This is a genomic window from Actinomycetospora sp. 2LY8.5 (assembly GCF_057180585.1).
In genome coordinates this window covers 335,585-360,032 of the sequence record NZ_JBXUHE010000004.1, presented here as the reverse complement: position 1 = coordinate 360,032, position 24,448 = coordinate 335,585, and the positions used below count along the sequence as shown (strand labels likewise).

The 24,448-nt window shown below is 73.6% G+C and carries 24 protein-coding genes; 12 read left to right on the top strand and 12 right to left on the bottom strand.

Annotation, left to right across the window (positions count from 1 at the left end; genetic code table 11):
• The first annotated feature begins 112 nt into the window (after positions 1-112).
• The 5 genes from AC2A1K_RS08100 (at position 113) to AC2A1K_RS08080 (ending at position 5,612) form a co-directional block, all read left to right on the top strand.
• Entirely contained in the window at positions 113-1,615 is a 1,503-nt protein-coding gene (locus tag AC2A1K_RS08100) for a flavin-containing monooxygenase (RefSeq protein ID WP_483895794.1), read from the top strand.
• A 464-nt stretch (positions 1,616-2,079) separates the two neighbouring features.
• Entirely contained in the window at positions 2,080-4,230 is a 2,151-nt protein-coding gene (locus AC2A1K_RS08095; RefSeq protein ID WP_483895793.1) for a sensor histidine kinase, read from the top strand.
• Entirely contained in the window at positions 4,227-4,646 is a 420-nt protein-coding gene (locus tag AC2A1K_RS08090; protein WP_483895792.1) for a roadblock/LC7 domain-containing protein, read from the top strand. The genes AC2A1K_RS08095 and AC2A1K_RS08090 overlap by 4 nt, the downstream gene beginning before the upstream one ends.
• Positions 4,643-5,023 carry a DUF742 domain-containing protein gene (locus AC2A1K_RS08085; protein WP_483895791.1) on the top strand — a complete coding sequence of 127 codons (381 nt, stop codon included), beginning with the start codon at positions 4,643-4,645 and terminating at the stop codon, positions 5,021-5,023. Before AC2A1K_RS08090 ends, AC2A1K_RS08085 begins: the two co-directional genes overlap by 4 nt.
• Positions 5,004-5,612 (top strand): GTP-binding protein, encoded by a 609-nt coding sequence (locus AC2A1K_RS08080; RefSeq protein ID WP_483895790.1) that lies wholly within the window; start codon positions 5,004-5,006, stop codon positions 5,610-5,612. The genes AC2A1K_RS08085 and AC2A1K_RS08080 overlap by 20 nt, the downstream gene beginning before the upstream one ends.
• A gap of 11 nt (positions 5,613-5,623) precedes the next feature.
• Here the strand turns inward: AC2A1K_RS08080 and AC2A1K_RS08075 are convergent, their stop codons facing one another.
• From AC2A1K_RS08075 to AC2A1K_RS08050, 6 genes are all read right to left on the bottom strand, one after another.
• Positions 5,624-6,769, bottom strand: coding sequence for a vWA domain-containing protein (locus AC2A1K_RS08075; RefSeq protein ID WP_483895789.1), 1,146 nt, complete (start codon positions 6,767-6,769; stop codon positions 5,624-5,626).
• Positions 6,759-7,640 (bottom strand): AAA family ATPase, encoded by an 882-nt coding sequence (locus tag AC2A1K_RS08070; RefSeq protein WP_483895788.1) that lies wholly within the window; start codon positions 7,638-7,640, stop codon positions 6,759-6,761. Before AC2A1K_RS08070 ends, AC2A1K_RS08075 begins: the two co-directional genes overlap by 11 nt.
• A complete protein-coding gene (locus AC2A1K_RS08065; RefSeq protein WP_483895787.1) occupies positions 7,637-8,533 on the bottom strand; it encodes an XdhC family protein in 897 nt (298 codons plus the stop codon). The genes AC2A1K_RS08070 and AC2A1K_RS08065 overlap by 4 nt, the downstream gene beginning before the upstream one ends.
• A 5-nt stretch (positions 8,534-8,538) precedes the next feature.
• Complete coding sequence (locus AC2A1K_RS08060) at positions 8,539-10,905, bottom strand: aerobic carbon-monoxide dehydrogenase large subunit (RefSeq protein ID WP_483895871.1); 2,367 nt, start codon at positions 10,903-10,905, stop codon at positions 8,539-8,541.
• A gap of 65 nt (positions 10,906-10,970) precedes the next feature.
• Positions 10,971-11,447 carry a (2Fe-2S)-binding protein gene (locus AC2A1K_RS08055; RefSeq protein ID WP_483895786.1) on the bottom strand — a complete coding sequence of 159 codons (477 nt, stop codon included), beginning with the start codon at positions 11,445-11,447 and terminating at the stop codon, positions 10,971-10,973.
• Positions 11,447-12,322, bottom strand: a complete 876-nt coding sequence (locus tag AC2A1K_RS08050) for an FAD binding domain-containing protein (RefSeq protein ID WP_483895785.1) — start codon at positions 12,320-12,322, stop codon at positions 11,447-11,449. The genes AC2A1K_RS08055 and AC2A1K_RS08050 overlap by 1 nt, the downstream gene beginning before the upstream one ends.
• Positions 12,323-12,471: 149 nt before the next feature.
• Between AC2A1K_RS08050 and AC2A1K_RS08045 the strand changes: the two genes are divergently transcribed.
• Positions 12,472-13,416: a LysR family transcriptional regulator gene (locus tag AC2A1K_RS08045; protein WP_483895784.1), complete on the top strand. Its 945-nt coding sequence runs from the start codon at positions 12,472-12,474 to the stop codon at positions 13,414-13,416.
• A 16-nt stretch (positions 13,417-13,432) separates the two neighbouring features.
• Here AC2A1K_RS08045 and AC2A1K_RS08040 read toward each other — a convergent pair whose 3' ends face one another.
• Together AC2A1K_RS08040 and AC2A1K_RS08035 are read right to left on the bottom strand one after the other, a co-directional pair.
• Complete coding sequence (locus AC2A1K_RS08040; RefSeq protein WP_483895783.1) at positions 13,433-14,404, bottom strand: N-acetyltransferase family protein; 972 nt, start codon at positions 14,402-14,404, stop codon at positions 13,433-13,435.
• Positions 14,401-15,321, bottom strand: coding sequence for a class I SAM-dependent methyltransferase (locus AC2A1K_RS08035; RefSeq protein ID WP_483895782.1), 921 nt, complete (start codon positions 15,319-15,321; stop codon positions 14,401-14,403). The genes AC2A1K_RS08040 and AC2A1K_RS08035 overlap by 4 nt, the downstream gene beginning before the upstream one ends.
• 327 nt (positions 15,322-15,648) lie before the next feature.
• On the opposite strand from AC2A1K_RS08035, the gene rpsA reads away from it, so the two are divergent.
• Positions 15,649-17,175 (top strand): 30S ribosomal protein S1, encoded by a 1,527-nt coding sequence (gene rpsA / locus AC2A1K_RS08030; RefSeq protein WP_483895781.1) that lies wholly within the window; start codon positions 15,649-15,651, stop codon positions 17,173-17,175.
• A 265-nt stretch (positions 17,176-17,440) separates the two neighbouring features.
• On the opposite strand, the gene AC2A1K_RS08025 is transcribed toward rpsA, so the two are convergent.
• Positions 17,441-17,638, bottom strand: a complete 198-nt coding sequence (locus AC2A1K_RS08025) for a hypothetical protein (RefSeq protein WP_483895780.1) — start codon at positions 17,636-17,638, stop codon at positions 17,441-17,443.
• Positions 17,639-17,777: 139 nt separating this feature from the next.
• On the opposite strand from AC2A1K_RS08025, the gene coaE reads away from it, so the two are divergent.
• Positions 17,778-18,815, top strand: a complete 1,038-nt coding sequence (coaE, locus tag AC2A1K_RS08020; RefSeq protein WP_483895779.1) for a dephospho-CoA kinase — start codon at positions 17,778-17,780, stop codon at positions 18,813-18,815.
• 68 nt (positions 18,816-18,883) lie between these two features.
• Positions 18,884-19,297, top strand: a complete 414-nt coding sequence (locus AC2A1K_RS08015) for a PPOX class F420-dependent oxidoreductase (RefSeq protein ID WP_483895778.1) — start codon at positions 18,884-18,886, stop codon at positions 19,295-19,297.
• A gap of 4 nt (positions 19,298-19,301) precedes the next feature.
• Here AC2A1K_RS08015 and AC2A1K_RS08010 read toward each other — a convergent pair whose 3' ends face one another.
• From AC2A1K_RS08010 to AC2A1K_RS08000, 3 genes are all read right to left on the bottom strand, one after another.
• The gene (locus AC2A1K_RS08010) at positions 19,302-19,829 is read right to left on the bottom strand and encodes a DUF402 domain-containing protein (RefSeq protein WP_483895777.1); all 528 of its coding nucleotides are present in this window, start codon (positions 19,827-19,829) and stop codon (positions 19,302-19,304) included.
• 87 nt (positions 19,830-19,916) lie between these two features.
• Positions 19,917-20,423 (bottom strand): ribonuclease FAU-1 family protein, encoded by a 507-nt coding sequence (locus AC2A1K_RS08005; protein WP_483895776.1) that lies wholly within the window; start codon positions 20,421-20,423, stop codon positions 19,917-19,919.
• A 78-nt stretch (positions 20,424-20,501) separates the two neighbouring features.
• Positions 20,502-20,936: a DUF6069 family protein gene (locus AC2A1K_RS08000; RefSeq protein WP_483895775.1), complete on the bottom strand. Its 435-nt coding sequence runs from the start codon at positions 20,934-20,936 to the stop codon at positions 20,502-20,504.
• Positions 20,937-21,021: 85 nt separating this feature from the next.
• On the opposite strand from AC2A1K_RS08000, the gene AC2A1K_RS07995 reads away from it, so the two are divergent.
• Genes AC2A1K_RS07995 through uvrB form a run of 3 tightly spaced genes read left to right on the top strand, consistent with a single transcriptional unit; the run spans position 21,022 to position 24,363 of the window.
• The gene (locus tag AC2A1K_RS07995) at positions 21,022-21,735 is read left to right on the top strand and encodes a TetR/AcrR family transcriptional regulator (protein ID WP_483895774.1); all 714 of its coding nucleotides are present in this window, start codon (positions 21,022-21,024) and stop codon (positions 21,733-21,735) included.
• Positions 21,732-22,142 carry a nuclear transport factor 2 family protein gene (locus AC2A1K_RS07990; RefSeq protein ID WP_483895773.1) on the top strand — a complete coding sequence of 137 codons (411 nt, stop codon included), beginning with the start codon at positions 21,732-21,734 and terminating at the stop codon, positions 22,140-22,142. Before AC2A1K_RS07995 ends, AC2A1K_RS07990 begins: the two co-directional genes overlap by 4 nt.
• 10 nt (positions 22,143-22,152) lie before the next feature.
• Positions 22,153-24,363 (top strand): excinuclease ABC subunit UvrB, encoded by a 2,211-nt coding sequence (gene uvrB, locus AC2A1K_RS07985; protein ID WP_483895772.1) that lies wholly within the window; start codon positions 22,153-22,155, stop codon positions 24,361-24,363.
• The last annotated feature ends 85 nt before the right edge of the window (positions 24,364-24,448 follow it).

Below are 24,448 nucleotides of genomic sequence, written 5' to 3'. Positions count from 1 at the left end.
CCGGGCGGAGCCGGGCCGGGCCGGGCCGGCACGAGCCCCAGTCCGCCGCGGACTGTTGAGCCCGACGCGGAACGAGTGGTACGCGGAAGTACCAGTTGCTACGGTGGTACGCGTGAGTACCGAGCATCTCGATGTCGTCGTCGTCGGCGCGGGCCTGTCCGGGGTCGGGACCGCGTGCCACCTCGAGCGCGACCTGCCGGACACCAGCTACGCGGTGCTGGAGGCGCGGGGGGACCTCGGCGGCACGTGGAGCCTCTTCCGCTACCCGGGCATCCGCTCGGACTCCGACATGCACACCCTCGGCTACCGCTTCCGCCCGTGGAGCAGCCCGACCGCCCTGGCCGACGGCCCGTCGATCCTGGAGTACGTGCGCGACACCGCGCGCGAGTACGGCGTCGACCAGAAGATCCGCTACGGCCACCGCGTCACCCGCGCGTCGTGGGACTCCGAGACCCAGCGCTGGACCCTCGAGATGCCCGGGCAGGATCCGCTGACCTGCTCGTTCCTGCTCATGTGCTCGGGCTACTACCGTTACGACCACGGGTACACGCCCGAGCTGCCGGGCATCGAGCAGTTCGGCGGCACCGTGGTGCACCCGCAGCTGTGGGACCCAGAGCTCGACTACACCGGCAAGCGCGTCGTCGTGATCGGCAGCGGCGCGACGGCGGTGACGCTGGTCCCCGCTCTGTTGGACGACCATCCGGGCGCCGAGGGCTCCGGCGCCGCCGCGCACGTCACCCAGCTCCAGCGCTCGCCGAGCTACGTCCTGTCGATCGGGCGCACGGACCCCGTGGCCGCCACCCTCTCCCGCTGGCTGCCGCGATCGATCGCCGACCCGATCACCCGTGCCAAGAACATCGCCCAGATCATCGCGCTCTACCAGATCAGCCAGCGCTTCCCGCGGTTCGTCCGCGGCCTGCTGCGCACGGCGACACGCTCGGCGCTGCCCGAGGGCTACGACGTCGACACCCACTTCAACCCGCGTTACGACCCGTGGGACCAGCGGATGTGCATGGTCGGAGACGGCGACCTCTTCCGCGCCGTCCGCCACGGCGACGCGGAGATCGTCACCGACACCATCGACACCTTCACCGGCACCGGCATCCGGCTCACGTCGGGCCGCGAGCTCGACGCGGACATCGTCGTCACGGCCACCGGCCTGACGCTGCAGATGTTCGGTGGCGCGGAGATCGTCATCGACGACGAGCCGGTGCACCTGCCCGACACCATGGCCTACAAGGGCATGATGCTCTCCGGCGTGCCGAACCTCGTCTACATGATCGGCTACACGAACGCCTCCTGGACGCTCAAGGTCGACCTCGTCGGCGAGTACGTCGTGCGCCTCCTGCGCCACCTGCGCGACAAGGGGCTCGGCGTCGCGGTGCCCGTGCGGGACCCGGACGTCGGAGAGGCGCCGTTCCTCGACTTCGGCGCCGGCTACGTCCAGCGCTCGATCGACGAGCTGCCGAAGCAGGGCACCCGCGCGCCGTGGCGGCTCGCGATGAACTACGCCGTCGACGCCGTGACGCTGCGCCGCAGCCGGGTCGACGACGCGGCGATGCGCTTCGAGCCGGCGCGCGCCCGGCGGGAGACGCGCGAGCGCGCGGTGGGCTGAGCTTGCCCGACGCCGGCGTGCCGACGCCGGCCGTCGCGGCGACCGAGGCGATCACCGGGTCACGCTCCGTGGTCGTCCGGGTCGAAGCGTTCGCGAGCGGGTCCGTGCGCCGATCAGGCCAGCGCGGCCGACCGCTCGCGTCCACCTGTCGCTCCGCACAGGAGGGGAGCACCCACCCTCGGAGCAGTCGAGAACTCTTTCGGAGCCTTTTTCCTCATCGTGAGCACCGGCGGCCCTCGGGCCGAACGGTCCAACGGAGCCCCTCCGTTCGGAGGCAGAGGGTGTGCGTCGTCCGGCCCCGGACGACACCGCATCTACCACGCTGCGTGACAACATGTCCGACGACCCAGGCTTTCGAAGGACGCCGACCCCTTCGTTGCGCGGACATGGTGAACGGCGCGTGTACGGTTCCGCGGCGTTCGTCCGACAGAACCACCGACACCCGAGGACGGTGAATCGCTCGCATGGCCCGTGTCATGGACTACCTCCCCCGGGGGGACATGGTCGACGACGCGGCCTGGCAGCGGCGTCACCGTTTCCTCCTCGGGGCACTGGTGTCGCTCGCGCCGCTGCTGCTGGTGTTCGGGCTGCTCGTCGGCAACTCGCTGCTGTTCGCCGGTCTGGTGGCCCTCGTCCCGCTGCTCACGGCCGCCGGCGGCCACGTCGTCGCCGGTCGGCCGGCCGGCGAGATCGTCGTGTCGGCGGGTCTCTCGGCGTCCTGTGCCGGACTGGTGATCCTCTCCGGCGGTTACATCGAGGCGCACTTCTCGTTCTTCGTGATCATCGGTTTCCTCATGCTCTACCAGAGCTGGGTGCCGTTCGCCGTCAGCCTCGTCCTCACGACGCTCTCCCACGGCCTCGGCACGCTCCTGGTGCCGACGCTGTTCTTCGACCACCACGCCGCGCAGCACTCGCCGTGGATCTGGTCGGTGATCCACGGTCTCGCCGTGCTGCTCGCGTGCGTGGGTGTCACGATCTTCGTGAAGATCACGGAGGACGAACAGCGGCGCCGCGGCGAGCTCACGAAGGACCTGCACGACGCCAAGGTGCGCCAGCAGGAGTTCACCTCCGAGCTGCTGCTCAACCTCGCGCGGCGGAACCAGAGCATGTTCCACCGGCAGCTGGACATCATCAACGACCTCGAGGAGCGCGAGCGCGACCCCGACGCGCTGGCCGACCTCTTCCGGCTCGACCACCTCGCCACCCGGGTCCGGCGCAACGCGGAGAGCCTGCTCGTGCTCTCCGGCGAGCAGCCGGCCCGGGTGTGGTCGGCGCCGGTCGCCCTGCGCGACGTCGTGCGGGCGGGTGTCGCCGAGACCGAGGACCTCGACCGCGTCACCCTCGTGGTCGACGAGCGCCAGCGGCTCACCGGCAGCACGGTCGCCGACCTGACCCACATGATCGCCGAGCTCGTCGAGAACGCGGCCCGCTACTCGCCACCCTCGGCGCCCGTAGTGATCCAGAGTCGCGCGTACCACCGGTCGCCGGGCGCGCACCTGCTCGTCATCGAGGACACCGGCATCGGTATGCCGCCCGACGAGCTCGCCGCGGCCAACGAGTTGTTGGCCCGGCCGCAGGGGGCCGACGTGTCCGAGGCCGCGCGGCGCCTCGGCTTCCACGTCGTCGCCCGTCTCGCGCAGCGCCACGGCATCGGCGTCTCGCTCACCCCGACGCCGGGGTGCGGGCTCACGGCCGTCCTCCTGCTCCCCGCGGCGCTGTTCGCCGAGGCGGTGGCGGCGGAGCCGGTCGTGCCGGCGGTCGGCGACCGCGGCCTCGAGCGGGTCGCGGCCTCCGCGGTGCCGGTCCCGCGGCGCGGCTCGGCCGACGGCGGCGACCGGACCCCGGCGCGCGGCAACGGTGCTGCGCCCGTCTCGGGGCCCGTCCCCGTCGACGGCCGCCACGCCTGGCCGGGTCGCACGGACCCGGACCGCCCGAACGGGCACGGGGCGTCCGCCGACGGGAACGGCGAGCGCCCGCGCCGCGGTGCCCACGCGGCGCCCGGACCCGAGGACGACGGGGCCGCTCCCGTGAACGCCACGGCCACCGGGGACAGCGACCCCCACGCCACGCTCGAGGACGTCCCGGCCCCCGGCAGCGCCGGGAGCCCCGCCCCCGCCCGGCGGGGCCTGATCCACCCGATCGTCGTGCCACCGCCGGCGCCCGCGGAGGAGGGGGACGAGGCGACGGGCGACGCAGCCGCCGCCCCGTCCGCCCTGTCCGCCCCGTCCCCCGAGGCTCCCGAGGCGCCCGCCCCGCGCCGCTCGGACGAGGACGACCCGGTCGCCGTCGGCCCGCACGGCCTCGTGCTCGCCCGGCGCCGGCCCCAGACCCACCTGGCACCCGAGCTCATCCGCAAGACCCCCGGCATCCCGGCGGCCACTCCCACGACCGCGGCCCACGCCGCGCCGCCCACCCCCCCGACCGGGCCCCGCCGCCCGTTCGCGCCGCCGGGTGAGCGCGGTGCGATGGACGCGCTGTCGGCCTACCAGGCCAGCCGGGCCGCGGCCCGGTCGGTCATCTCCGACGGGGGCACCGGCGACGCCGCCGGCGGCGACGAGGCCCCGTCGACCACCGACCACCCGCAGCGCGGAAGCATCCCCGGGAGGCAGACGTGAGTGCACCGACCGACAGCGGACTGGACTGGCTGCTCTCCGAGTTCGCGAACGGCACGCCGGGCGTGTTCCACGTCCTCGTGGTGTCCGCCGACGGACTGCGCCTCGCGGTCAGCGACGGTGTCGACCCGCACCTCGCCGACCAGCTCTGCGCCGCGGTGTCCGGCCTCGTGAGCCTCGCGCGGGGCACCGCGACGCTCATCGACGCCGAACCGGTCACCCAGACCATCGTGGAGATGGACGGCGGCTACCTGTTCGCCACGTCGATCAGCCTGGGCTCCACGCTCGCGGTGGTCACCGACCGGTCCGCCGACATGGGCCTCGTCGGCTACGAGATGACCTTGCTCGCCTCGCGGGTCGGGCACGCCCTCACCCCGGGGATGGCCGCCGGGCGTGGTGGCGACACGTCAGCGCCGTGATCGTGGACCGCCGCCAGCGACCGCAGGCCGACGGCGGGCGGGTCGTGCCGAACTACGCGTTCACCGGCGGGCGGACCCGGTCGCTCGCCGGGAGCGACATGCCCATCGAGGCCCTGGTGACCGCCACCGAGCTGGGCCTCGCGAAGGCGCCCGGGATGCCCCCCGAGTCGCGCGCGATCGTCGAGGCGAGCACCGAGCCGCAGTCGCTCGCCGAGATCGGCGCGCTGCTCGGCGTCCCGATCGGTGTCGCGCGGGTCCTCGTCAGCGACCTCGCCGCGGACGACCACCTGGCTGTGCACCTGCCCCTGGTCGGGACGGACGGTCGCCCCCGACGCGAACTCCTGGAGAGGCTGCTCGATGGACTCCGTACACGCTGACGACCGGGCGGGTACGGCCGGCGGTGTCGCCGAGGCACCGCGCCGCGACCTGCTCCCGCTGAAGATCCTGGTCGCGGGCGGCTTCGGCGTCGGCAAGACGACGCTGGTGGGCGCCCTCTCGGAGGTGCCGCCGCTGTCGACCGAGCAGCGGATGACGAGCCTGTCCGACGGCGTGGACGACACGAGCATCGTTCCCGAGAAGACCACGACGACCGTCGCCATGGACTTCGGGCGTGTCACGATCGACGACTCGCTGGTCCTCTACCTGTTCGGGACACCGGGCCAGTCGCGGTTCTGGTTCATGTGGGACGAGCTGGCCCGCGGGGCGGTCGGTGCCGTCGTGCTGGTCGACCTGCGGCGCATCGACGACTGTTTCGCCGCGATCGACTACTTCGAGAACCGCGGTCTGCCGTTCGTCGTCGCCCTCAACGGGTTCCCGGGCACCGACGGGATCGACGACGAACTCGTGCGCGAGGCGCTGGCGGTCCCGCCCGGCTGCCCGCTGGTGCACGTCGACGCGCGCGACGACGACTCGTGCACCCGCGCGCTGATCGTGCTCGTCGAGCACGCCCTGGCGCGCAGCGGCTGACGGCCCGACCGCTACGAGGCCCGCAGCGCCGCGAGGAGGTCGTCGAGGGCGTCGAGACGGTGGGCGCTCACGACCGCGTCGCACCACGGCCAGGCGGCGGCGATCCCGCCGGCGAGGGGCTCGAAGCCGGGGCGGGCGACGCGCGGGTTCGCCCAGACGATCCGGTGCGCGATCCGTCGCAGCCGCGCCATCTCGCGTCCGAGGTCGGCGGGGTCCCCGGTGTCCCAGCCGTCGGAGACGACGAGCACGACGGAGCCGCGGGCCATCCCGCGCCGGCCCCAGCGGCGCGAGAACTCGCCGATGGACGCGCCGATGCGGCTGCCGCTCGACCAGTCCGGGGCGAGCGTGCCGGCGCGCGCCAGCGCCGTCTGGGGTCGCCGGGCCATCGCCGGGGTCACGCGGGTCAGGCGGGTGGCGAACGTGAAGACCTCGGCGCGTGTCCCGACGCGGGCACACCAGAGCAGCTGGAGCAGCGCGCGGGCGTAGGGCTCCATCGACCCCGAGATGTCGCAGAGCACGACCAGGCGCCGGGGCCGGACGCGGCGCGCCCGGCGCGCCAGGGTCACGGGGTGGCCCCCGGTGCGGCGGGCCCGGCGCAGCGTCGCCCGCAGGTCCACGGCGGGCCCGCGGGGCGAGGACCGGAACCGCCGGGACGGGCGCGGAGGGGTCGCCACCCGGAAACGGCGCATCGCGGCGGCCAGCTCGGCCAGCTCGGCCGCGGACAGCTCGGCGAAGTCCCGCCCGCCGAGACGTTCGGCGGCACCGGCGGTGGTCGCGACGGCGCGCGTGGCGCCGTCCCGAGCCCCGGAGCCAGGGCCATCCGGGGTGACCCGGGACGCTCCCGCCGCGCCCGCCCGGGGCGGGACCCCGTGCACGGGCGGCGGGCCGGACGGGTCGCCGCGGGCGCCAGCGGGGTCCTCGGGCATCGGGGGAGCCGCCGCGAACACCGCGGCGAAGACGGCGTCGAACACCGCTCGGGCCGCGGTGTCGGTCAGCAGCGTCACGCGGGCGACCCAGTAGAGCTCGCCGGTGGTCGCCGGCGCGGCGGCCACCACCGCGGCGGCGAACCGGGCGGCCTGCCCGACGCCGACGGGCACGCCGGCCGCTCGCAGGGCGTCGCTGAACCGGGCCGCGACGGTGGCGAGGTCAGGGTCCACCGACCACCGTCTCCAGCCCCGCGGACAGGACGAGCTCGCGGTCCTCGTCGTGCTTGACGACGGCCCCCAGGGTGCGGCGGGCCGTCGCGACGTCGAGACGCGTCGTCCCGAGGGCGTGCAGCGCCCGGACCCAGTCGATCGCCTCCGCGACGCCCGGCGGCTTGAGCAGCGGGGACTTCCGCAGCCGTGTCAGGGCGCGCGCGACCTGGTCGGTCAGGACGTCGCCCACCTCCGGCACCCGCACGCGGATGATCGCCTCGACCGCGGCGGTGTCCGGGTGCGCAATCGCGTGGTGCAGGCAGCGTCGGGTCAGCGCGTCGTGCAGGTCGCGGGTCCGGTTGGACGTCAGCACGACGACCGGCCGGTGGACCGCGCGGCGGGTCCCGATCTCGGGGATCGTCACCGCGCCCTCGGCGAGCAGCTCGAGCAGGTGGGCCTCGAACTCGTCGTCGGCCCGGTCGACCTCGTCGACGAGCAGGACCGCCGGGCGCGGCCCGGGGTGCGTGACCGAGGCCAGGAGCGGCCGGGCCAGCAGGAAGTCCTCGCCGAACAGGTCGTCGTCCCGCAACGCCTCACCGCGGCTCTCGGCGAGGCGGATCGCGAGCAGCTGGCGGGGGTGGTTCCACTCGTAGAGCGCCTCGGCCGCGGTGAGCCCCTCGTAGCACTGCAGCCGCAGCAGCGGGGTGTCGAGCACGTCGGCCAGCGCGATCGCGGCCCGCGTCTTGCCGACGCCGGGCTCGCCCTCCAGCAGCAGCGGCTGGCGCAGCGCGACCGCGAGGAACAGCGCGGTCGCGAGCCCGTCGTCGGCGAGGTAGCCCGTGCGGGCCAGCGCGGTCCGCACCGTGGCGACGTCGGTGGGCAGCTCGGTCATGAACCCACCAGGAACCGGGCGGGCTCGTCGAGGAACGCCCGCCGGCATCCCGATCCGCAGAACCACCAGGTCGTCCCGTCCACGACGGCGGACGGGTCGGCGCCGGTCGCGGCGACGGTCATCCCGCAGACCGGGTCGACCGTGGGCTCCCGGTCCTCGCCGGGCTCGACCACGCCGCCCGGGTCGGCGACCCGCTCCCGGCCGGCGACGATCTCCGCATAGATCGACAGGGCGATCTCCGCAGGCGTCGTCGCGCCGAGGTCGAGGCCCGCGGGGGTGCGGACCCGGGCGCGCTCGGCCGCGTCGACGGGCAGCGCCTCGAGCACCGCCGTCCCCCGCGCGCGGCTCGCGACCAGGGCGACGTAGGGCACGCCCGCCCGCAGCGCCGCCGTGAGCACCTCCTCCTCGTCGCGGCCGTGGGAGGCGACGACCACCGCGGCGGTCGTCGGGACCGGTGGGCCACCGCGGCGGAGGTCGTAGTCCATCGCCTCGCCGATCCGCACGAGGGCCCGCGCGACGGGGGCGTCCCCGTGGACGTGCACCACGGTCGGCGGCACCATCGCCTCGAGGAAGATCTCCAGGGTCCCGCCGGACAGGCACGGGTTGTCGACGGTGATCACCCCGTCGCCGGCCTCCGCGGATTCGCTCCCCGTCGCCCCCGGCACGATCCGCAGCAGCGTCGACGTGCGGTCGCGCAGCAGGCGCAGGCCCTCGACGCGCACCGTGGACTCCGCGCAGGTCCCGCCGACGAACCCCTCGAGGGTGCCGTCGGGCAGGACCAGCGCGCTGTCGCCGGCCCGGGCGCTGGTCGGGCTCGCGGCCCGCACGACCGTGGCGAGCACGAACGGCGTCCCCGCGTCGCGCAGCGCCCCGGCGCGACGGAGGACCTGCACCGACGTCACGTGATCGCGAGATCGGTGCGCAGGGGCCTGCCCTGCGCGGCGGACCAGACGGCGGCCGGGGTGAGCGGCATGTCGGCGTGCCGCACCCCGAAGGGGGCGAGCGCGTCGATCACCGCGTTGACCACCGCCGGCGGCGACCCGACCGTCGCCGACTCGCCGACGCCCTTGGCGCCGATGGGGTGGTGCGGTGACGGCGTCACCGTCTCGCCGAGCTCCCACGACGGGCACTCCAGGGACGTCGGCAGCAGGTAGTCCATCATCGAGCCGCCGAGGCAGTTGCCGTCGAGGTCGAAAGCGATGCCCTGCATCAGCGCCATCCCCACGCCGTCGGCGAGCCCGCCGTGGATCTGTCCCTCGACGATCATGGGGTTGATCCGCACGCCGCAGTCGTCCACGGCCACGAACCGCCGGACGTGCACGGCGCCGGTGCCGGGGTCGACGTCGACCACGCACACGTAGGCGCCGCACGGGTAGGTGAGGTTCGGCGGGTTGTAGACGCACGTCGCGTCCAGGTGGCCCTCGACGCCCTCGGGCAGTTCGAGGTTCGAGTGGGCCGCCATGGCGATCTCGGCCATCGACCGTGACGCCTCCGGGTCGCCGACGACCTGCCAGCGCCCGTCGTTCCACTCGAGGTCGTCGGCCGACACCTCGAGCATCGCCGACGCGACGATCTTCGCGCGCTCGCGCACCTTGCGGGCCACGATCGCCGTCGCCGCGCCCGACACCGGTGTCGAGCGCGACCCGTAGGTGCCGAGCCCGAACGGGGTCTGGTCGGTGTCGCCGTGCACCACGTCGATGTCGTCGGGCGACATCCCGAGCTCCGCGGCCACGATCTGCGCGAACGTCGTCTCGTGGCCCTGGCCCTGGCTCTGTACCGAGATCCGCAGCACGGCCTTGCCGGTGGGGTGCACCCGTAGCTCCGCGCCGTCGGCCATCCCGAGCCCGAGGATGTCCATCGTGCGCCGCGGGCCGGCGCCGACGGCCTCGGTGAAGAAGCTCAGCCCGAGGCCCATGAGGTCGGGCCGCTCGCCCGCCTCCCACTGGCGGCGCCGCTGCGCCTGCTCGGCCCGCAGCTCGGTCCAGCCGGCCTTCTCGAGGGCGACCTCCAGGGTGTGCGGGTAGTCGCCGGAGTCGTATTCCCAGCCGGTCGCGCTCCGGTACGGGAACTGGTCGGGCTGCAGCAGGTTGCGCCTCCGCAGCTCGGCGGGGTCCATGCCGAGGTCGTGGGCGACGACGTCGACCATCCGCTCGATGAGGTAGACGGCCTCGGTGATCCGGAACGAGCACGCGTACGCGACGCCGCCGGAGGCCTTGGTGGTGTAGACGCCGGTGACCGAGCAGTGCGCGGCCTCGAGGTCGTAGGAGCCGGTGAACACCCCGAAGAACCCGGCGGGGAACTTCGTCGGCTGCGCGGTCGCGTTGAACGCGCCGTGGTCGGCCAGGACGTGCACGCGGACGGCCCGGATCCGCCCCTCGCGTGTCACCGCCACCTCCCCGCGCATGTGGTAGTCGCGGGCGAAGGACGTGCTCATGAGGTTCTCCGAGCGGTCCTCCATCCACTTGACGGGACGGCCGGTGACGATCGAGCCGACGACCGCGCAGACGTAGCCCGGGTAGATGCCGACCTTGTTGCCGAAGCCGCCGCCGATGTCGGGCGACACGACGCGGATCTTGTGCTCGGGCAGGCCGGCGACCAGGGCGTACAGCGTCCGGTGGGCGTGCGGCGCCTGGGTGGTGGTCCAGAGCGTGAGCTTGCCGGTGACCGGGTCCATGTCGGCGATCGCGCCGCACGTCTCCAGCGGCGCCGGGTGGACCCGCGGGTAGAGCACGTCGGCGGCCACGACCAGCTGGTCGGCGTCCGCCTCGGCCTCGGCGAACACCGCGTCGGTCGCCGCGGCGTCCCCGCTCGCCCAGTCGAAGATGTGGTTGTCCGTACGGCCCTCCTGGTCGTCACGGACCACCGCGGCGTCCTCGTCGAGGGCCCGTCGCGCGTCGATGACGGGCTCGAGCGGCTCGTACTGCACGTCGATGAGGTCGAGCGCGTCCCGGGCCGAGTACTTGTCGTCGGCGACGACGAAGGCGACCTCCTGGCCCTGGAAGCGGACCTTGTCGGTGGCCAGGACCGCCTGCGTGTCCTGCGAGAGCGTCGGCATCCACGCCAGACCCAGGCCGGCGAGCGTCTCGCCGGTGATGACCGCGTGCACCTTCGGGTGCGCCTCCGCCGCGCTCGTGTCCACCGACGTGATCCGCGCGTGCGCCAGCGGGCTGCGCAGCACGGCGCCGTGCAGCATCCCCGGCAGCACCACGTCGTCGACGTACTGACCGCGTCCGCGCACGAAGCGCGCGTCCTCCTTGCGTTTCATCGCGCCGTAGCCGCGTGGGGTCTCCTCGGCCGCGTGGATCTGGACCGCCGGGTCCTGGACGCCGGTCACGAGGTCACCTCGGCGCGCTGGTGCTCGGCGGCCCACCGGACCGAGCGCACGATGTTCTCGTAGCCCGTGCAGCGGCAGATCTGCCCGGAGATCGCCTCCCGGATCGTCGCGGGGGAGGGGTCGGGGTCGCGGTCCAGCAGCGCCCGGCTCGTCATGAGCATCCCGGGCGTGCAGAACCCGCACTGCAGGCCGTGGCAGGTCACGAATCCCTCCTGGACGGGGTCCAGCTGGGCACCGTGCGCCAGGCCCTCGACCGTGTCCACGGCGGCGCCGTCGGCCATGGCGGCGAGCACGGTGCAGGACTTGACCGGCACCCCGTCGAGGCGCACGACGCACGCCCCGCAGTTGGTGGTGTCGCAGCCCCAGTGCGTGCCGGTGAGTCGCAGCTCGTCGCGCAGGAAATGGGTGAGAAGCAGCCGCGGCTCGACATCGCGGGTGGTCGGCGTGCCGTTGACGGTGACGGTGATCTGCATTATCGGTCCTCCCCCCGCGCGCGGGCCGTGGCCCGCCGCAACGTCCGGGTCACGAGCTCGGAGACCAGGTGGCGCTTGTAGTCGACGGGGCCGCGCTGGTCGGCGCCCGGCGAGCAGTGCTCGGCGGCGATCCGCCCGGCGGCGGCGAAGGCCTCGTGGGTGGCGGGACCCCCGCGCAGGGCGTCCTCGGCCTCGGACGCGACGAAGTGCGCGGCGCCCACCGCGGTCAGCCCGATGCCGGCCTCGCGGACGGTGTCGCCCTCGAGGGTGATCACGGCGCCCGCCGACGCGACAGCCCAGTCACCGGCCCGCCGCTCCACCTTCTGGTAGGCGCTGCCGGTACCGGGACGGATCGGGACGCGGACCTCGACCAGGAGCTCGCCGTGCTCGACGGCGGTCTCGTAGGGGCCGCGGTGGAACTCGCGGACCGCCACGACCCGCTCGCCCCGCGCCGAGCGGATCACGACCGAGGCGCGCAGCGCCGAGAACGCCGCCGAGAGATCCTCGGACGGGTCGGCCTGGCAGAGCGAACCGCCGACCGTGCCCCGGTTGCGCACGATCGGATCGGCGATCACGCGCTCGGCGTCGGTCAGGATCGGGAAGTGCTCGCGCACCACCGGTGACTCGAGGACCGTGGCGTGCCGGACGAGCGCGCCGAGCCGGACCTCGTCACCCTCGACCCGGACGTGGCCGAGCTCGGTCAGGCCGTTGATGTCGACGAGCGTCGACGGCTCGGCCAGCCGGAGCTTCATCATCGGCAGCAGACTGTGGCCGCCGGCGACGACCAGGGAGTCCGGGCCGTGACGGGCGAGCAGAGCGATCGCCTCGTCGACGGTCGCGGCTCGCTCGTAGGCGAACTGGGCAGGAACCTGCATGGGATCGTCCCCCGAGCTCTCCGACCGGCGCCGATGCCGATCGCGCTCGGATCAGGTTCGCGAAGGTCCGGCCGCGGAGGAAGTCGTCCCTGAGCGATCGCTTAAGGGAGCGCTGGCGGCCGGATGAGGTTGCGCCCACACTCGCCGGGGTGACGCTCACCCAGCTGCACACCTTCGTGCTCGTGGCGCGCCTGGGCACGGTGCACGCGGCCGCGGAGGCCCTGGGGGTGTCCGACTCGGCCGTCTCCCAGGCCCTCGCGGTGCTGCGCAAGCACCTCGACGACCCGCTCGTCGTGCGCGTGGAGGGCCGGATGGAGCCCACCCCGGCCGGCACACGCCTGCTCGGCCTGGCCTCGCAGATGGTGGCTCTCGGCGCCGAGGCCGAGGCGGCCGTGCGCTCGGTCCAGGGGCGGGCCCAGGAGCTGCGGGTGGTGACCGCCTCCGTGATGGCCGAGTTCGTGGCGAGCCCGCTGGCCGCCGCGTTCGACACCCGCTCGGGTGGCTACGAGGTCTCGACGAGCGTGGCCTCGACGGCCGAGCTCGAGGTCCTCGTCGCGAACCGGCTCGCCGACATCGCCCTCGGTCCGGCGATCGGTGCGGACCCGGCGTTGCGCCTGGTCAGCGAGCCCGTCCTGCGCGCCCAGGTGGTCGTCGTCGCCGCTCCCGACCTGAGCCTGGCGGGGCGTCCGCTCGGCTGGCCCTGGCTCGTCGACCCGAGCGCGGGCGACGACCACAGCGTCACCGCGGGGCTGCTGCGCCGGCTGGCCGTGCCCGAGAAGCGCATCCAGGTGTTCTCCTCCCACGCGGGTGCGTGGGAGGCGGCGGTCGCCGGCGGGGGTGTCGCGGTCGCGACCGCCCACCTCGTGATCAACCAGCTTCGGCGCGGCGACCTGCGCGTGGTCCCGACCGCCGCGACACCGGTGGACACCCCGTGGCACGCGACCACCCTCCGCCCCGAGATCCGCAGCGCGGGGGCGGCGGCGTTCGCGCGGTTCCTCACCACACCGGAGGCGACGGCCGTGATGCGCTCGCCGCACCGCGGCGTCGTCCCGTCCCGTTTCCGCCCGCCGGTGTACGTGACGATCTGGAACTAGTTGCTCGAGGTGCCGCCTAGCGGAGTGCTGTTGCGGGCCGGACCTCCCAGAGCGTCCACAGCGGGCGGTAGCCGTGACGAGGCCAGAACACCGAGGACACCGGGTTCGGTGGGTTGTAGTAGAGGTAGGTCCCTCGCGCACCGGGCGGCTGCAGGGCGGGCAGCGCGGCCGTGACGAGCGCGTGCCCGACCCCGTGTCCGCGCAGGCCGGGCAGCACCGAAGCACAGTTGACGTAGCCCCAGCGGCCGGCGGGCAGCAGTCCCGCGAGCCAGGTGCCCGGGGTGGCGTCGGTGAGGCCGCACTCGAGCAAGCCGACCAACCGGGCCTCGCGCTCGGCGACCCAGATCGGCTCGCCGCGGTGCCAGCGCTCGCGCAGCGCCGCGCGCTTCACCGCCTCGGCGTCGGGGCGCAGCACGCTGCCGCCGACCAGGCTGGAGTAGGCGATCTCGTGCATCGCCAGCTCGAGGCACGCGTCGAGGTCGTCGTCGCGGGCCGGGCGCAGGGTGAGCGCCGGATCGGGGTCGGCGACGGCGGGCAGCGGTCCGGGCGGGCGCACGGCGAGCACCGCGAGGGGCACGAGCCCGTGGTCGAGGAACGCGCGCGCCGCGGCGACGTCGCGGCTGGGCCAGGTGACGACGGCGGCCGAGTCGCTCGCTGCGCGCACCCGCGGGGGGATGCGGGCGAGCCACTCGGTGATTAGCGCGTCGGCACCGGCGCGGCCGGAGTGCCCGAGCACCGGGTGCAGCTCGGTGACCTCGGACGCCGACCACAGCAGGGGAGCGCTGCCGGCCGGCCAGCTGTGGTGGGTGACGACGGCGGCGGCCTCGCCGGCCGCGCCGGTGTCGACGACCACCACGTCGCCGGGTGGGGGCAGCACCGCGGGCGGCAGGCCGGCGTCGGTCTCGGCGAAGCGCGCCTGCTGGTCGCGCAGCAGCTCGGTGAGGACGAGCTCGGGCGAGCGTCCCGCCGCCCGCGACCGGCCGATCACGCCGATGCCCCGGGGGTCGAGCTCCGCCGCCCTGTCGGCGTGCTCCCCTCGACCTCTCCCGGTCGCCGGCAGCAGAAGATCGCCGTGCCCGGGAAGAGCCGTCCCCGCAGCGGTGACCACTGGCCCCAGACGGCGTCGAGGTCCTCCGGCCACTCCGGCTCGACCAGCCGCTCGAGCACCAGCCCGGCGCGGACGACGTCGGCGACCCGGTCGCCGAGCGTGCGGTGGTGCTCGACGTAGACGGCGCCGCCGTCGTCGTCGACCTCGACGTAGGGCGTGCGATCGAAGTACGACTGGGACACGGTCAGGCCGGCGGGACCCGGGTCGTCCGGGAACATCCAGCGCATCGGGTGGTTCACGGCGAACACCCAGGGCGCGCCGGGACGCAGCACGCGCGCCACCTCCCGCATCACCGCACCGGGGTCGGCGACGAAGGGGATGGCCCCGAAGGCCGAGAAGGCCGCGTCCACACTGCCGTCGGGCAGGGGGATCGCGCCGGCGTCGGCCTGCACGAGCGGCACGGTCGTCCCCGTGCGGGCGTCGGCGGCGTGGGCGTGGCGGAGCATGCCGGCCGAGAGGTCGAGGCCGACGACCCGCGCGCCGGTCCGGGCGAGCCACCGAGAGCACGAGGCGGCTCCGCACCCCACCTCGAGCACCCGGAGGCCGCGCAGCGTCGCGGGGTCGCCGAGCAGGTGCGCGTCGGCCTCCCGCAGGCGCTCCGGGCACCAGACGAAGTCGTCGTCACCGAGGAACGCGCCGTGCTCGGCCTGGTAGTCGTCGGCGTCGGCGTCCCACCACGCCCGGCTCGCGGCGCACGACTCCTCCGGCCCGACCGCCCGCCGCGCGACGCCCGCCGCGCCGGGCGCGAGCCCCGCCGACGTCTCCTCCGCGGGAGGGAGAGGCGCGGGGTTCGGCACCGGGGCATCCTGACACGCCCGGATGCGGGGTCCGCGTCGCCCGGCCGGGGGCTCGGCGGGAGCGACACGCCGTCCGTTCCGCGTGCGACACGCCGGGAATCGGTGCGGGGTGCCCCGATTGCCGGGCCGTGTCGGACGCGGTTACGATGAAGGTCCACGTGAGTGGTCTCGCCCTGTCCGCGTTCCGTTACTCAGGCAGCGGTGGGCGGCGATTCTCGTCTCCACCTTGGCGTTCGTCGGGCTCGACGGTGCGCGCGTCAGGACGGCGGCCCCCGCGTGGGGTCCCTGCACGCTCGATCTGACCATGTTCCCGGAGCCGTCCACCGTATGTCCATCGACACCCACACCGCCCCGACGACGACCAGCCCCCAGGTGGCTGTGAACGACATCGGGTCGGAAGAGGACTTCCTCGCCGCCATCGACCAGACGATCAAGTACTTCAACGATGGCGACATCGTCGAAGGAACCATCGTGAAGGTCGACCGGGACGAGGTCCTCCTCGACATCGGCTACAAGACCGAGGGCGTCATCCCCTCGCGTGAGCTGTCCATCAAGCACGATGTCGACCCCAATGAGGTCGTCGCCGTCGGCGACGAGGTCGAAGCCCTCGTTCTCCAGAAGGAGGACAAGGAGGGCCGGCTGATCCTGTCCAAGAAGCGTGCGCAGTACGAGCGCGCCTGGGGCACGATCGAGCAGCTCAAGGACAACGACGAGCCCGTCAAGGGCACCGTCATCGAGGTCGTCAAGGGCGGCCTCATCCTCGACATCGGTCTGCGCGGCTTCCTCCCCGCCTCGCTGGTCGAGATGCGCCGCGTCCGCGACCTGCAGCCCTACGTGGGCAAGGAGATCGAGGCCAAGATCATCGAGCTGGACAAGAACCGCAACAACGTCGTCCTCTCCCGCCGCGCGTGGCTGGAGCAGACCCAGTCGGCGGTGCGCAGCGAGTTCCTCAACCAGCTCGCCAAGGGCCAGATCCGGTCCGGCCAGGTCTCGTCGATCGTCAACTTCGGCGCGTTCGTCGACCTCGGCGGGGTCGACGGTCTGGTGCACGTCTCCGAGCTGTCCTGGAAGCACATCGACCACCCGTCCGAGGTGGTCGAGGTGGGCCAGGAGGTCAAGGTCGAGGTCCTCGACGTCGATCTCGACCGCGAGCGGGTCTCCCTGTCGCTGAAGGCGACGCAGGAGGACCCGTGGCGTCAGTTCGCCCGCACCCACCAGATCGGCCAGATCGTGCCCGGCAAGGTCACGAAGCTCGTGCCGTTCGGTGCGTTCGTCCGCGTGGACGAGGGCATCGAGGGCCTGGTGCACATCTCCGAGCTGGCCGAGCGCCACGTCGAGGTGCCGGAGCAGGTCGTCCAGGTCGGCAACGACGTCATGGTCAAGGTCATCGACATCGACCTCGACCGTCGCCGCATCTCGCTCTCGCTCAAGCAGGCGAACGAGGGCATGACGCCGGAGACCGAGTTCGACCCGGCGCTCTACGGCATGGCGGCCGAGTACGACGACGCGGGCAACTACATCTACCCCGAGGGCTTCGACCCGGACACCGGCGAGTGGCGCGAGGGGTACGAGTCGCAGCGCGAGGAGTGGGAGCGCCAGTACCAGGCGGCGTACGCCCGCTACGAGCAGCACATCACGCAGCTGCAGCGCACCCAGGAGCAGGAGGCGGAGGCGGCCGAGGCCGCGCCGGCCAACTACTCCTCGGGCGGCCCGTCGTCCGACGACGACGAGCGCGGCGACGACGCCGATGCCTCGTCTGACCCGGGCCAGGGTCCGCCGTCCCAGAGCGGCGGCGGCGCGCTCGCCAGCGACGCCCAGCTCGCGGCGCTGCGCGAGAAGCTCTCCGGCGGCTGATCAGCGGCCGGGAGACGGAGCGGAGCTCGACCCGCCTCCGATTCAGCTCGACAGACGGGCCCTCATCCCTCGCGGGGTGGGGGCCCGTCGTCGTGTGCGCGGCGATCGCGGGGTGCAGCGAACGTGGTGTTCGCGGCTTCTAGGCGCGCGAAGTCCCCGTTGATCATGGAGCCGGTGCGTGCGGGAGCTCGCGAGGGGGCGCGCTGCGCATGATCGACAAGGCTCGCGAGCCGCGGAACGTGCCCCTCGCGGAGCCGGCGACGACCTACCCGAAGGCCGGCGGCGCCGCGGTGCCGAAGGCCGGGCGGAGGTGCCGCGAGCCGGCGAGCAGGCGCTCGACGAGGCCGCGGCGCGCGATGTGCGGCGCCGCGAGGGCCGTCGCGATCTGGGGCAGGGCCCGGCACCAGGTCAGACCGGGGTCGCCGAGGCGATGGCGACCGGCGGGGCGACGCGAACGGAACACGCGGCGGCTCCTCGGATGAGACGGATGGTGCGGGCGGGACGTCAGCCTACCGCTGTTATGTGCGGGACACGAGTGACTCGCGGACCGAGTCTCGACCCCGGGTCGAGTGAGCCCGCCACCGGCTGGGCACACTGCGGGCGTGCTGAGGCTCGGGCTGACCGGAGGGATCGGAGCGGGGAAGTCGACGGTGGCGGAGACGCTCACCGAGCTGGGAGCGGTGGTGATCGACGCCGACCGGATCGCTCGCGAGGTCGTCGAGCCGGGCAGCGACGGGCTCGCCGAGGTGGTCGCGACGTTCGGTGAGGACGTGCTCGACGACGACGGTGCGCTCGACCGGCCTGCGCTGGGCCGCATCGTCTTCGGCGACGACGCCAAGCGCCACCAGCTCAACGGCATCCTGCACCCGCGAATCGGCGCCCGGACCGCCGAGCTGGTGGCCGGCGCCGAGGACGACGCCGTCGTCGTGCATGACATCCCGCTGCTCGTCGAGAACGGGATGGCCGCAGCGTTCGCGCTGGTCGTGGTGGTCGACGCCCCGGTGGACGTGCGTGTCGCCCGCCTCGTCGACACCCGCGGCATGACCGTCGAGGACGCCCGCGCCCGGATGGCGGCCCAGGCCGACGACGAGGCCCGGCGTGCCGCCGCGGACGTGTGGCTCGAGAACGCGGGGGCCGCCGGGGCCCTGCGCGAGCAGGTCGTGCGTCTCTGGCACGAGCGGCTGGTGCCGTTCGCCGAGAACGTCGGTCTTGGCAAGGCGGTGCCCGTCCCGACCGGGATCGTGACGCCGGCCGACGACCGGGTGCAGGCCGGGCGCCGCGTGGCCGCGCGCGTGGCCGTCGCCGGCGGAGAGACCGTGCGTCGCGTCGAGCACGTCGGACCGGGCGCGGTGCCCGACCTGCCCGCTCCCGACGTCGTCGACGTGCTGGTCGAGGCGGTCCGCCCCGGGGACGAGCTCGCCGACGCCCTCGCCGCCGCCGGCTTCCCACGCACCGGCCCGGGGCGTCACGGGTCCGCCGACCCCGCCCGCCCGGCGCGCCTGCTGGTGCTCGACGGCACGGACCGGAAGCAGGCGAAGCAGGCGCACGCGATCGTCGCGGCCCGCGACCGCGCCGTCGAGGACCCGCAGCGGGTCAGGTCGGATGCCGCGCGGGTGCGCGCGGACGTCGCGTTGCCGTGACCCGGTGGGGCGGTGGTCGGAGCGCGATACCGCCGGGAACCGTCGATCGGGAGCCGTAGCATCGGCTCATGGCCACTCCGTGGGACCCCGAGGTCAAGGAGCTGCTGACGGCGCGCAACATGGCGCACGTGGCCACGCTGATGAGCGACGGCGCGCCACACGTCTCGCCGGTCTGGCTCGAGGTGCTCGACGACGAGCGGCTCGCGATCTTCTCCACCGAGGCGCACCTGAAGATCCGTAATCTGCGGCGCGACCCGCGGATCGCGATCTCCGTCGCCGACGAGCACGACCCGTACCGCTCCGCGATCATCCGGGGCCGGGTGGTCGAGGAGATCGACGGCGAGCGGGCCCTCGAGATCATGGACGGCATGAGCCGTCGCTACACCGGCGCGGACTTCCCGGTGCGCTCGTCGATCGTCATGGTCATCGAGCCCGAGCGCGTCCGGCTGCAGCAGCTGCCGTTCGAGCACGCGCCGGGCTGAGGCCTCACGACCCGGAGAGCGAGCCGATCCCGAGCGAGCCCGTCCACGCCTCGAGGTCGTGGCGGGCGTCGACGAGCTCGCCGAGCACGCGGTGCACGGTGCTCATCGCCTCGTCGGCGTCGGCCCCGGAGAGCACGCCACCCGCGACGGCGGCGGCGAAGTCGGCGTCGTGGACGACCCGCGCCGGGCGTCCCGGCACGACCTCGAGACCGAGCAGCAGGTCGGTGCAGCGCCACTGCGCCCCGTCGACGACGATCCGCACCGCGCCGATCTCGGTGATCACCGCCGCCGCGTCGCCCTCGCGCGGCCGGCGGCGGCGTATGCGCACACCGTGGTCGGCGACGTACCAGCACGTCTCCGCCAGGACGAGGGGGTCCTCGGGGCTCAGCACCGTCGTGCGCAGGTGGCCGTCGGCGACGTGCCACCGGTCGAGGGCCCGCTCGAGGACCTGCTCGGGAGCGAGGGGGAGGGTGCGGGTCGCCGCACGGGTGTCGACGACCTCGACCAGCTGGCGGGAGACGACCGGGCTCACGGCGGTGGACCCTAGGACACCCGTCCGGGTGGCGGGGAGGCGGCCCCTACCCGAATGTCAGCGGTGTCATTCGCTACATGACCCAGGTCACGACCACGTGAGGGTGATGTCGTGGCCGGCGAGCCATCGGTCCAGGTCGTGGCCCCGTTCGGCGAGGCCGGCCAGCGTGCGGTGGCTCGTCCCCAGCGCCCGCTCGGCCCGCTCGACGTCCAGGAGCCCGGCGGCGACGGCCGCGGCGAGCTCGTCGAGGTCGAGGACCTCGGTGCGCTCGCCGGTGTACACCACGAGGTCGACGTAGTGGTCCTCGGTCCACCACGTCGAGCCGTCGCGGGTGACGTCGACGATGTCGATGTAGTGGTCCTGGAGCCGCTCCTCGCCGGGCCTCCAGGTGAAGTCGGTGACCCGGATGCCGAGGGCCGGCAGCAGCCACGACCTCAGGTGGGTCAGGGTCGGGTGGTCGACCATGGCCCGGCTCACGTACAGGCCGAAGGGTTCCTCGCGGTACACGTCGACCACACGCACGAAGCCCTTGGGATCGGTGTTCGTGCCGGCGGCGACGTCGAAGGTCTCGATCTTCGGGGAGTGCAGGCCCACGGGCCGTGACCCTAGGCCAGGCGCGAGGGACACCCGCTCCCACGCGCGCGGGGAGCGGGTGTCGGGGACGGCCGCCGATCAGGAACAGGCGCGGACGAAGAGCGGGATGAGCACCGCGCCGACGGCGAGGTGGACCGCGGCCAGCGCGATGTGCGTGGCGGTGGTGGCCTCGACGAGGACGACCGGGATCTCCGAGGCGACGACGATGGCCACGGCGAGGACCGTCCAGATCGCGGTGCCGTACCGGGTCAGGCGCTCGAGCAGGGCGAGCAGGCCCCAGCCGGCCAGTCCGAGGATCACCGTGACCTCCGCGGTGAGCAGGGCGTCGATGCGGACGGTGCCCTGGCTGTCGGTGATCCAGTAGTCGGCGCCGGCGAGGTGACCCACCAGCCACACGGCGAGCGTCACCACGACGGCGGCGACGATCCCGAGCGCCCGCCGGCGCCGGACGGCCGCCCGGCCACGGGTGGGCGTGGTGTCGGTGGGGTGCGTGGTCGAGGCGGTGAGCGTCATCGTGACCTCCGTCGGCAGATAAACTGTGTCCGCTGGACACTGTGTACGTTAGACACAGTAGGTGTGGCGAGGCAAGGGGAACCGCATGGCCAGCACGACCGACACGGGCCACCTCCTCTGGCGGCCGCCCGGCGAGCCGACGCGCGGCCCGCGCCGCGCCCTCACGCTGGACGAGATCGCGTGGGCGGCGGTCGGGGTGGCGGACCGCGACGGGCTGGCCGGGCTGTCGATGCAGCGGGTGGCCGCCGAGGTGGGGCTGACCAAGATGGCGCTCTACCGCTACGTCGCGGGCAAGGACGAGCTCGAGGCCCTCATGATCGACGCGGCCGTCGAGGAGCCGCCCGGCCCGGACGCGCTGACCGGGACGTGGCGGGAGCAGGCGGTGGAGTTCGCCCGCCGGGTGTCGGACGTCTGGACGCGGCACCCGTGGCTTCCGTGGATCACCGTGGGGGAGCGGGTGATGGGCCCGCGCGAGGTCGGGTGGGTCGAGGCCGCGGTGCGCGTCGTCGAGCCGCTCGGCCTGGCACCCGACGAGCGGATGGACGCGGTGACGATGCTGTTCGGGCACTTGCGCACCACCCTCGCGGCCGCCACGGCCGGCACGCGACCGTGGACCGCCGATCCCGCGGGCGGGAGCACGATGCGCGACCTCGTCGCCGCCCACGCGGACCGCTATCCGGCCCTGATCGCGGTGATGACCGATGCCGGCCGTCCGGCCGGCTCTCGGTGGGACTTCGGCCTGCAGTGCCTGCTCGACGGGTTCGAGGCGGCCGCCCGGCGCCGGGAGGGTGCCCGGTGACGCCGCCCGTCCTCCGTCGCTATCTCGCCGCGCTCGACGCCGGATCGGTCGACGACGTCCTCGCCTGCTTCACCCCGGGCGCGGAGGTGGTCTCCCCGCTGTACGGGACGCGGCCGGCCGCGCGGTTCTACCCGGAGCTGTTCGCGGACTCGTCACCGTCGAGCACGGAGCTGCGCCGTGTGTACGTCGACCCCACGGACGACCGGGAGGTCGCGCTGGCCTTCCACTACGCGTGGGTGCTCGGCGACGGCACGCCCGCCCCCTTCGACGTGGTCGACCTCGTGACGCTCACCGACACCCGGGACCGCATCGCGCGGCTCACCATCTGCTACGACACCGCGCCGCTGCGCCGCTCGTGGCAGCGGGTGGCCGCCGGCGGGACCGACGCTGTCGGGGGTCGCGGTTAACCTCGATCCCATGGCCTTCGCGACAGAGGTACCGGGCTCGGCCCGCGACGGGGAGAACCCCGAGGGGCTCCCCGACGACGCCCTCGCGCACTCGGAGTTCCGTCCGGTGGGCGAGATCGAGCGCACCGGTGCCGCGTTCGAGGTCGTCAGCGAGTACGACCCCGCGGGCGACCAGCCGGCGGCGATCGAGGAGCTCGAGAAGCGCGTCAAGGACGGCGAGCACGACATCGTGCTGCTCGGCGCCACCGGCACGGGCAAGTCGGCCACGGCGGCCTGGCTGATCGAGCGGGTCCAGCGCCCGACGCTGGTCATGGCGCCCAACAAGACACTGGCCGCGCAGCTGGCCAACGAGCTGCGCGAGCTGTTGCCCAACAACGCCGTCGAGTACTTCGTCTCGTACTACGACTACTACCAGCCCGAGGCGTACATCGCGCAGACCGACACCTACATCGAGAAGGACTCCTCGATCAACGAGGACGTCGAGCGGCTGCGGCACTCGGCGACGTCCAACCTGCTCTCGCGGCGCGACGTGGTCGTGGTCGCGTCGGTGTCGTGCATCTACGGCCTGGGCACGCCGCAGTCCTACCTCGACCGGTCGGTGCAGCTGAACGTCGGCGACGAGCTCGACCGCGACCAACTGCTCCGGGCGCTGGTCGACGTGCAGTACACGCGCAACGACATGTCGTTCGCCCGCGGGACGTTCCGGGTGCGCGGCGACACCGTGGAGATCATCCCGGCGTACGAGGAGCTCGCGGTCCGCATCGAGTTCTTCGGCGACGAGATCGAGTCGCTCTACTACCTCAACCCGCTCACCGGCGACGTCGTCAAGCAGGTCGACGACGTGCGGATCTTCCCGGCCACCCACTACGTGGCCGGGCCCGAGCGCATGGAGAAGGCCGTCAAGGCCATCGAGGCCGAGCTCGAGGAGCGCCTGGCCGAGCTCGAGCGCCAGGGCAAGATGCTCGAGGCCCAGCGGCTGCGCATGCGCACCACCTACGACATCGAGATGATCCGCCAGGTCGGGTTCTGCTCGGGCATCGAGAACTACTCGCGCCACATCGACGGCCGCGGCCCGGGCACCGCGCCCGCCACGCTCATCGACTACTTCCCGCAGGACTTTCTGCTGGTCATCGACGAGTCGCACGTGACCGTGCCGCAGATCGGCGGCATGTACGAGGGCGACATGTCGCGCAAGCGCAACCTCGTCGAGTACGGCTTCCGTCTGCCGTCGGCGACCGACAACCGGCCGCTGACCTGGGAGGAGTTCGCCGACCGCATCGGGCAGACCGTCTACCTGTCGGCGACGCCGGGCGACTACGAGATGCGGATGGCCGGCGGCGAGTTCGTCGAGCAGGTCATCCGCCCCACCGGACTGGTCGACCCCGAGGTCGTCGTGAAGCCGACGAAGGGCCAGATCGACGACCTGGTGGGCGAGATCCGCACCCGGGTCGACAAGGACGAGCGCGTGCTGGTCACCACGCTGACCAAGAAGATGGCCGAGGACCTCACCGACTACCTGCTCGAGCTCGGCATCAAGGTCCGCTACCTGCACTCCGAGGTCGACACCCTGCGGCGCGTCGAGCTGCTGCGCCAGCTGCGCTCCGGCGAGTACGACGTGCTGGTCGGCATCAACCTGCTGCGCGAGGGCCTCGACCTGCCGGAGGTGTCGCTGGTCGCGATCCTCGACGCGGACAAGGAGGGCTTCCTGCGCAGCGAGCGCTCCCTGATCCAGACGATCGGGCGCGCGGCGCGCAACGTGTCGGGCCAGGTGCACATGTACGCCGACACGGTCACCGACTCGATGCAGTACGCCATCGACGAGACCAACCGGCGCCGCGAGAAGCAGATCGCCTACAACACCGAGCGGGGCGTCGATCCTCAGCCGCTGCGCAAGAACATCGCCGACATCCTCGACCGTGTCTACCGCGAGGCCGAGGACACCGAGGAGTCCGTCGAGATCGGCGGGTCGGCGCGCAACAGCTCCCGCGGACGCCGCGCGGCAGGCGAGGCCGGCGGCGGCCGGGGCAGCTCGGGCATCGCCCCGCACCACGACACCTCGGGCATGGCCCGCGCGGAGCTGGCCGACCTCATCCAGCAGCTCACCGACCAGATGATGGCCGCCGCGCGCGACCTGCAGTTCGAGCTGGCCGGGCGCCTGCGCGACGAGATCGCCGACCTCAAGAAGGAGATGCGGGGGATGGACGCGGCCGGCGTCAGCTGAGGCGGCCATGCGCCTGGCCCGGGGTGTTTCAGCCTGGCGGCCACGCTGACGTCGAACGTCAGAAAGGGCGCCACGATCAGCCCCC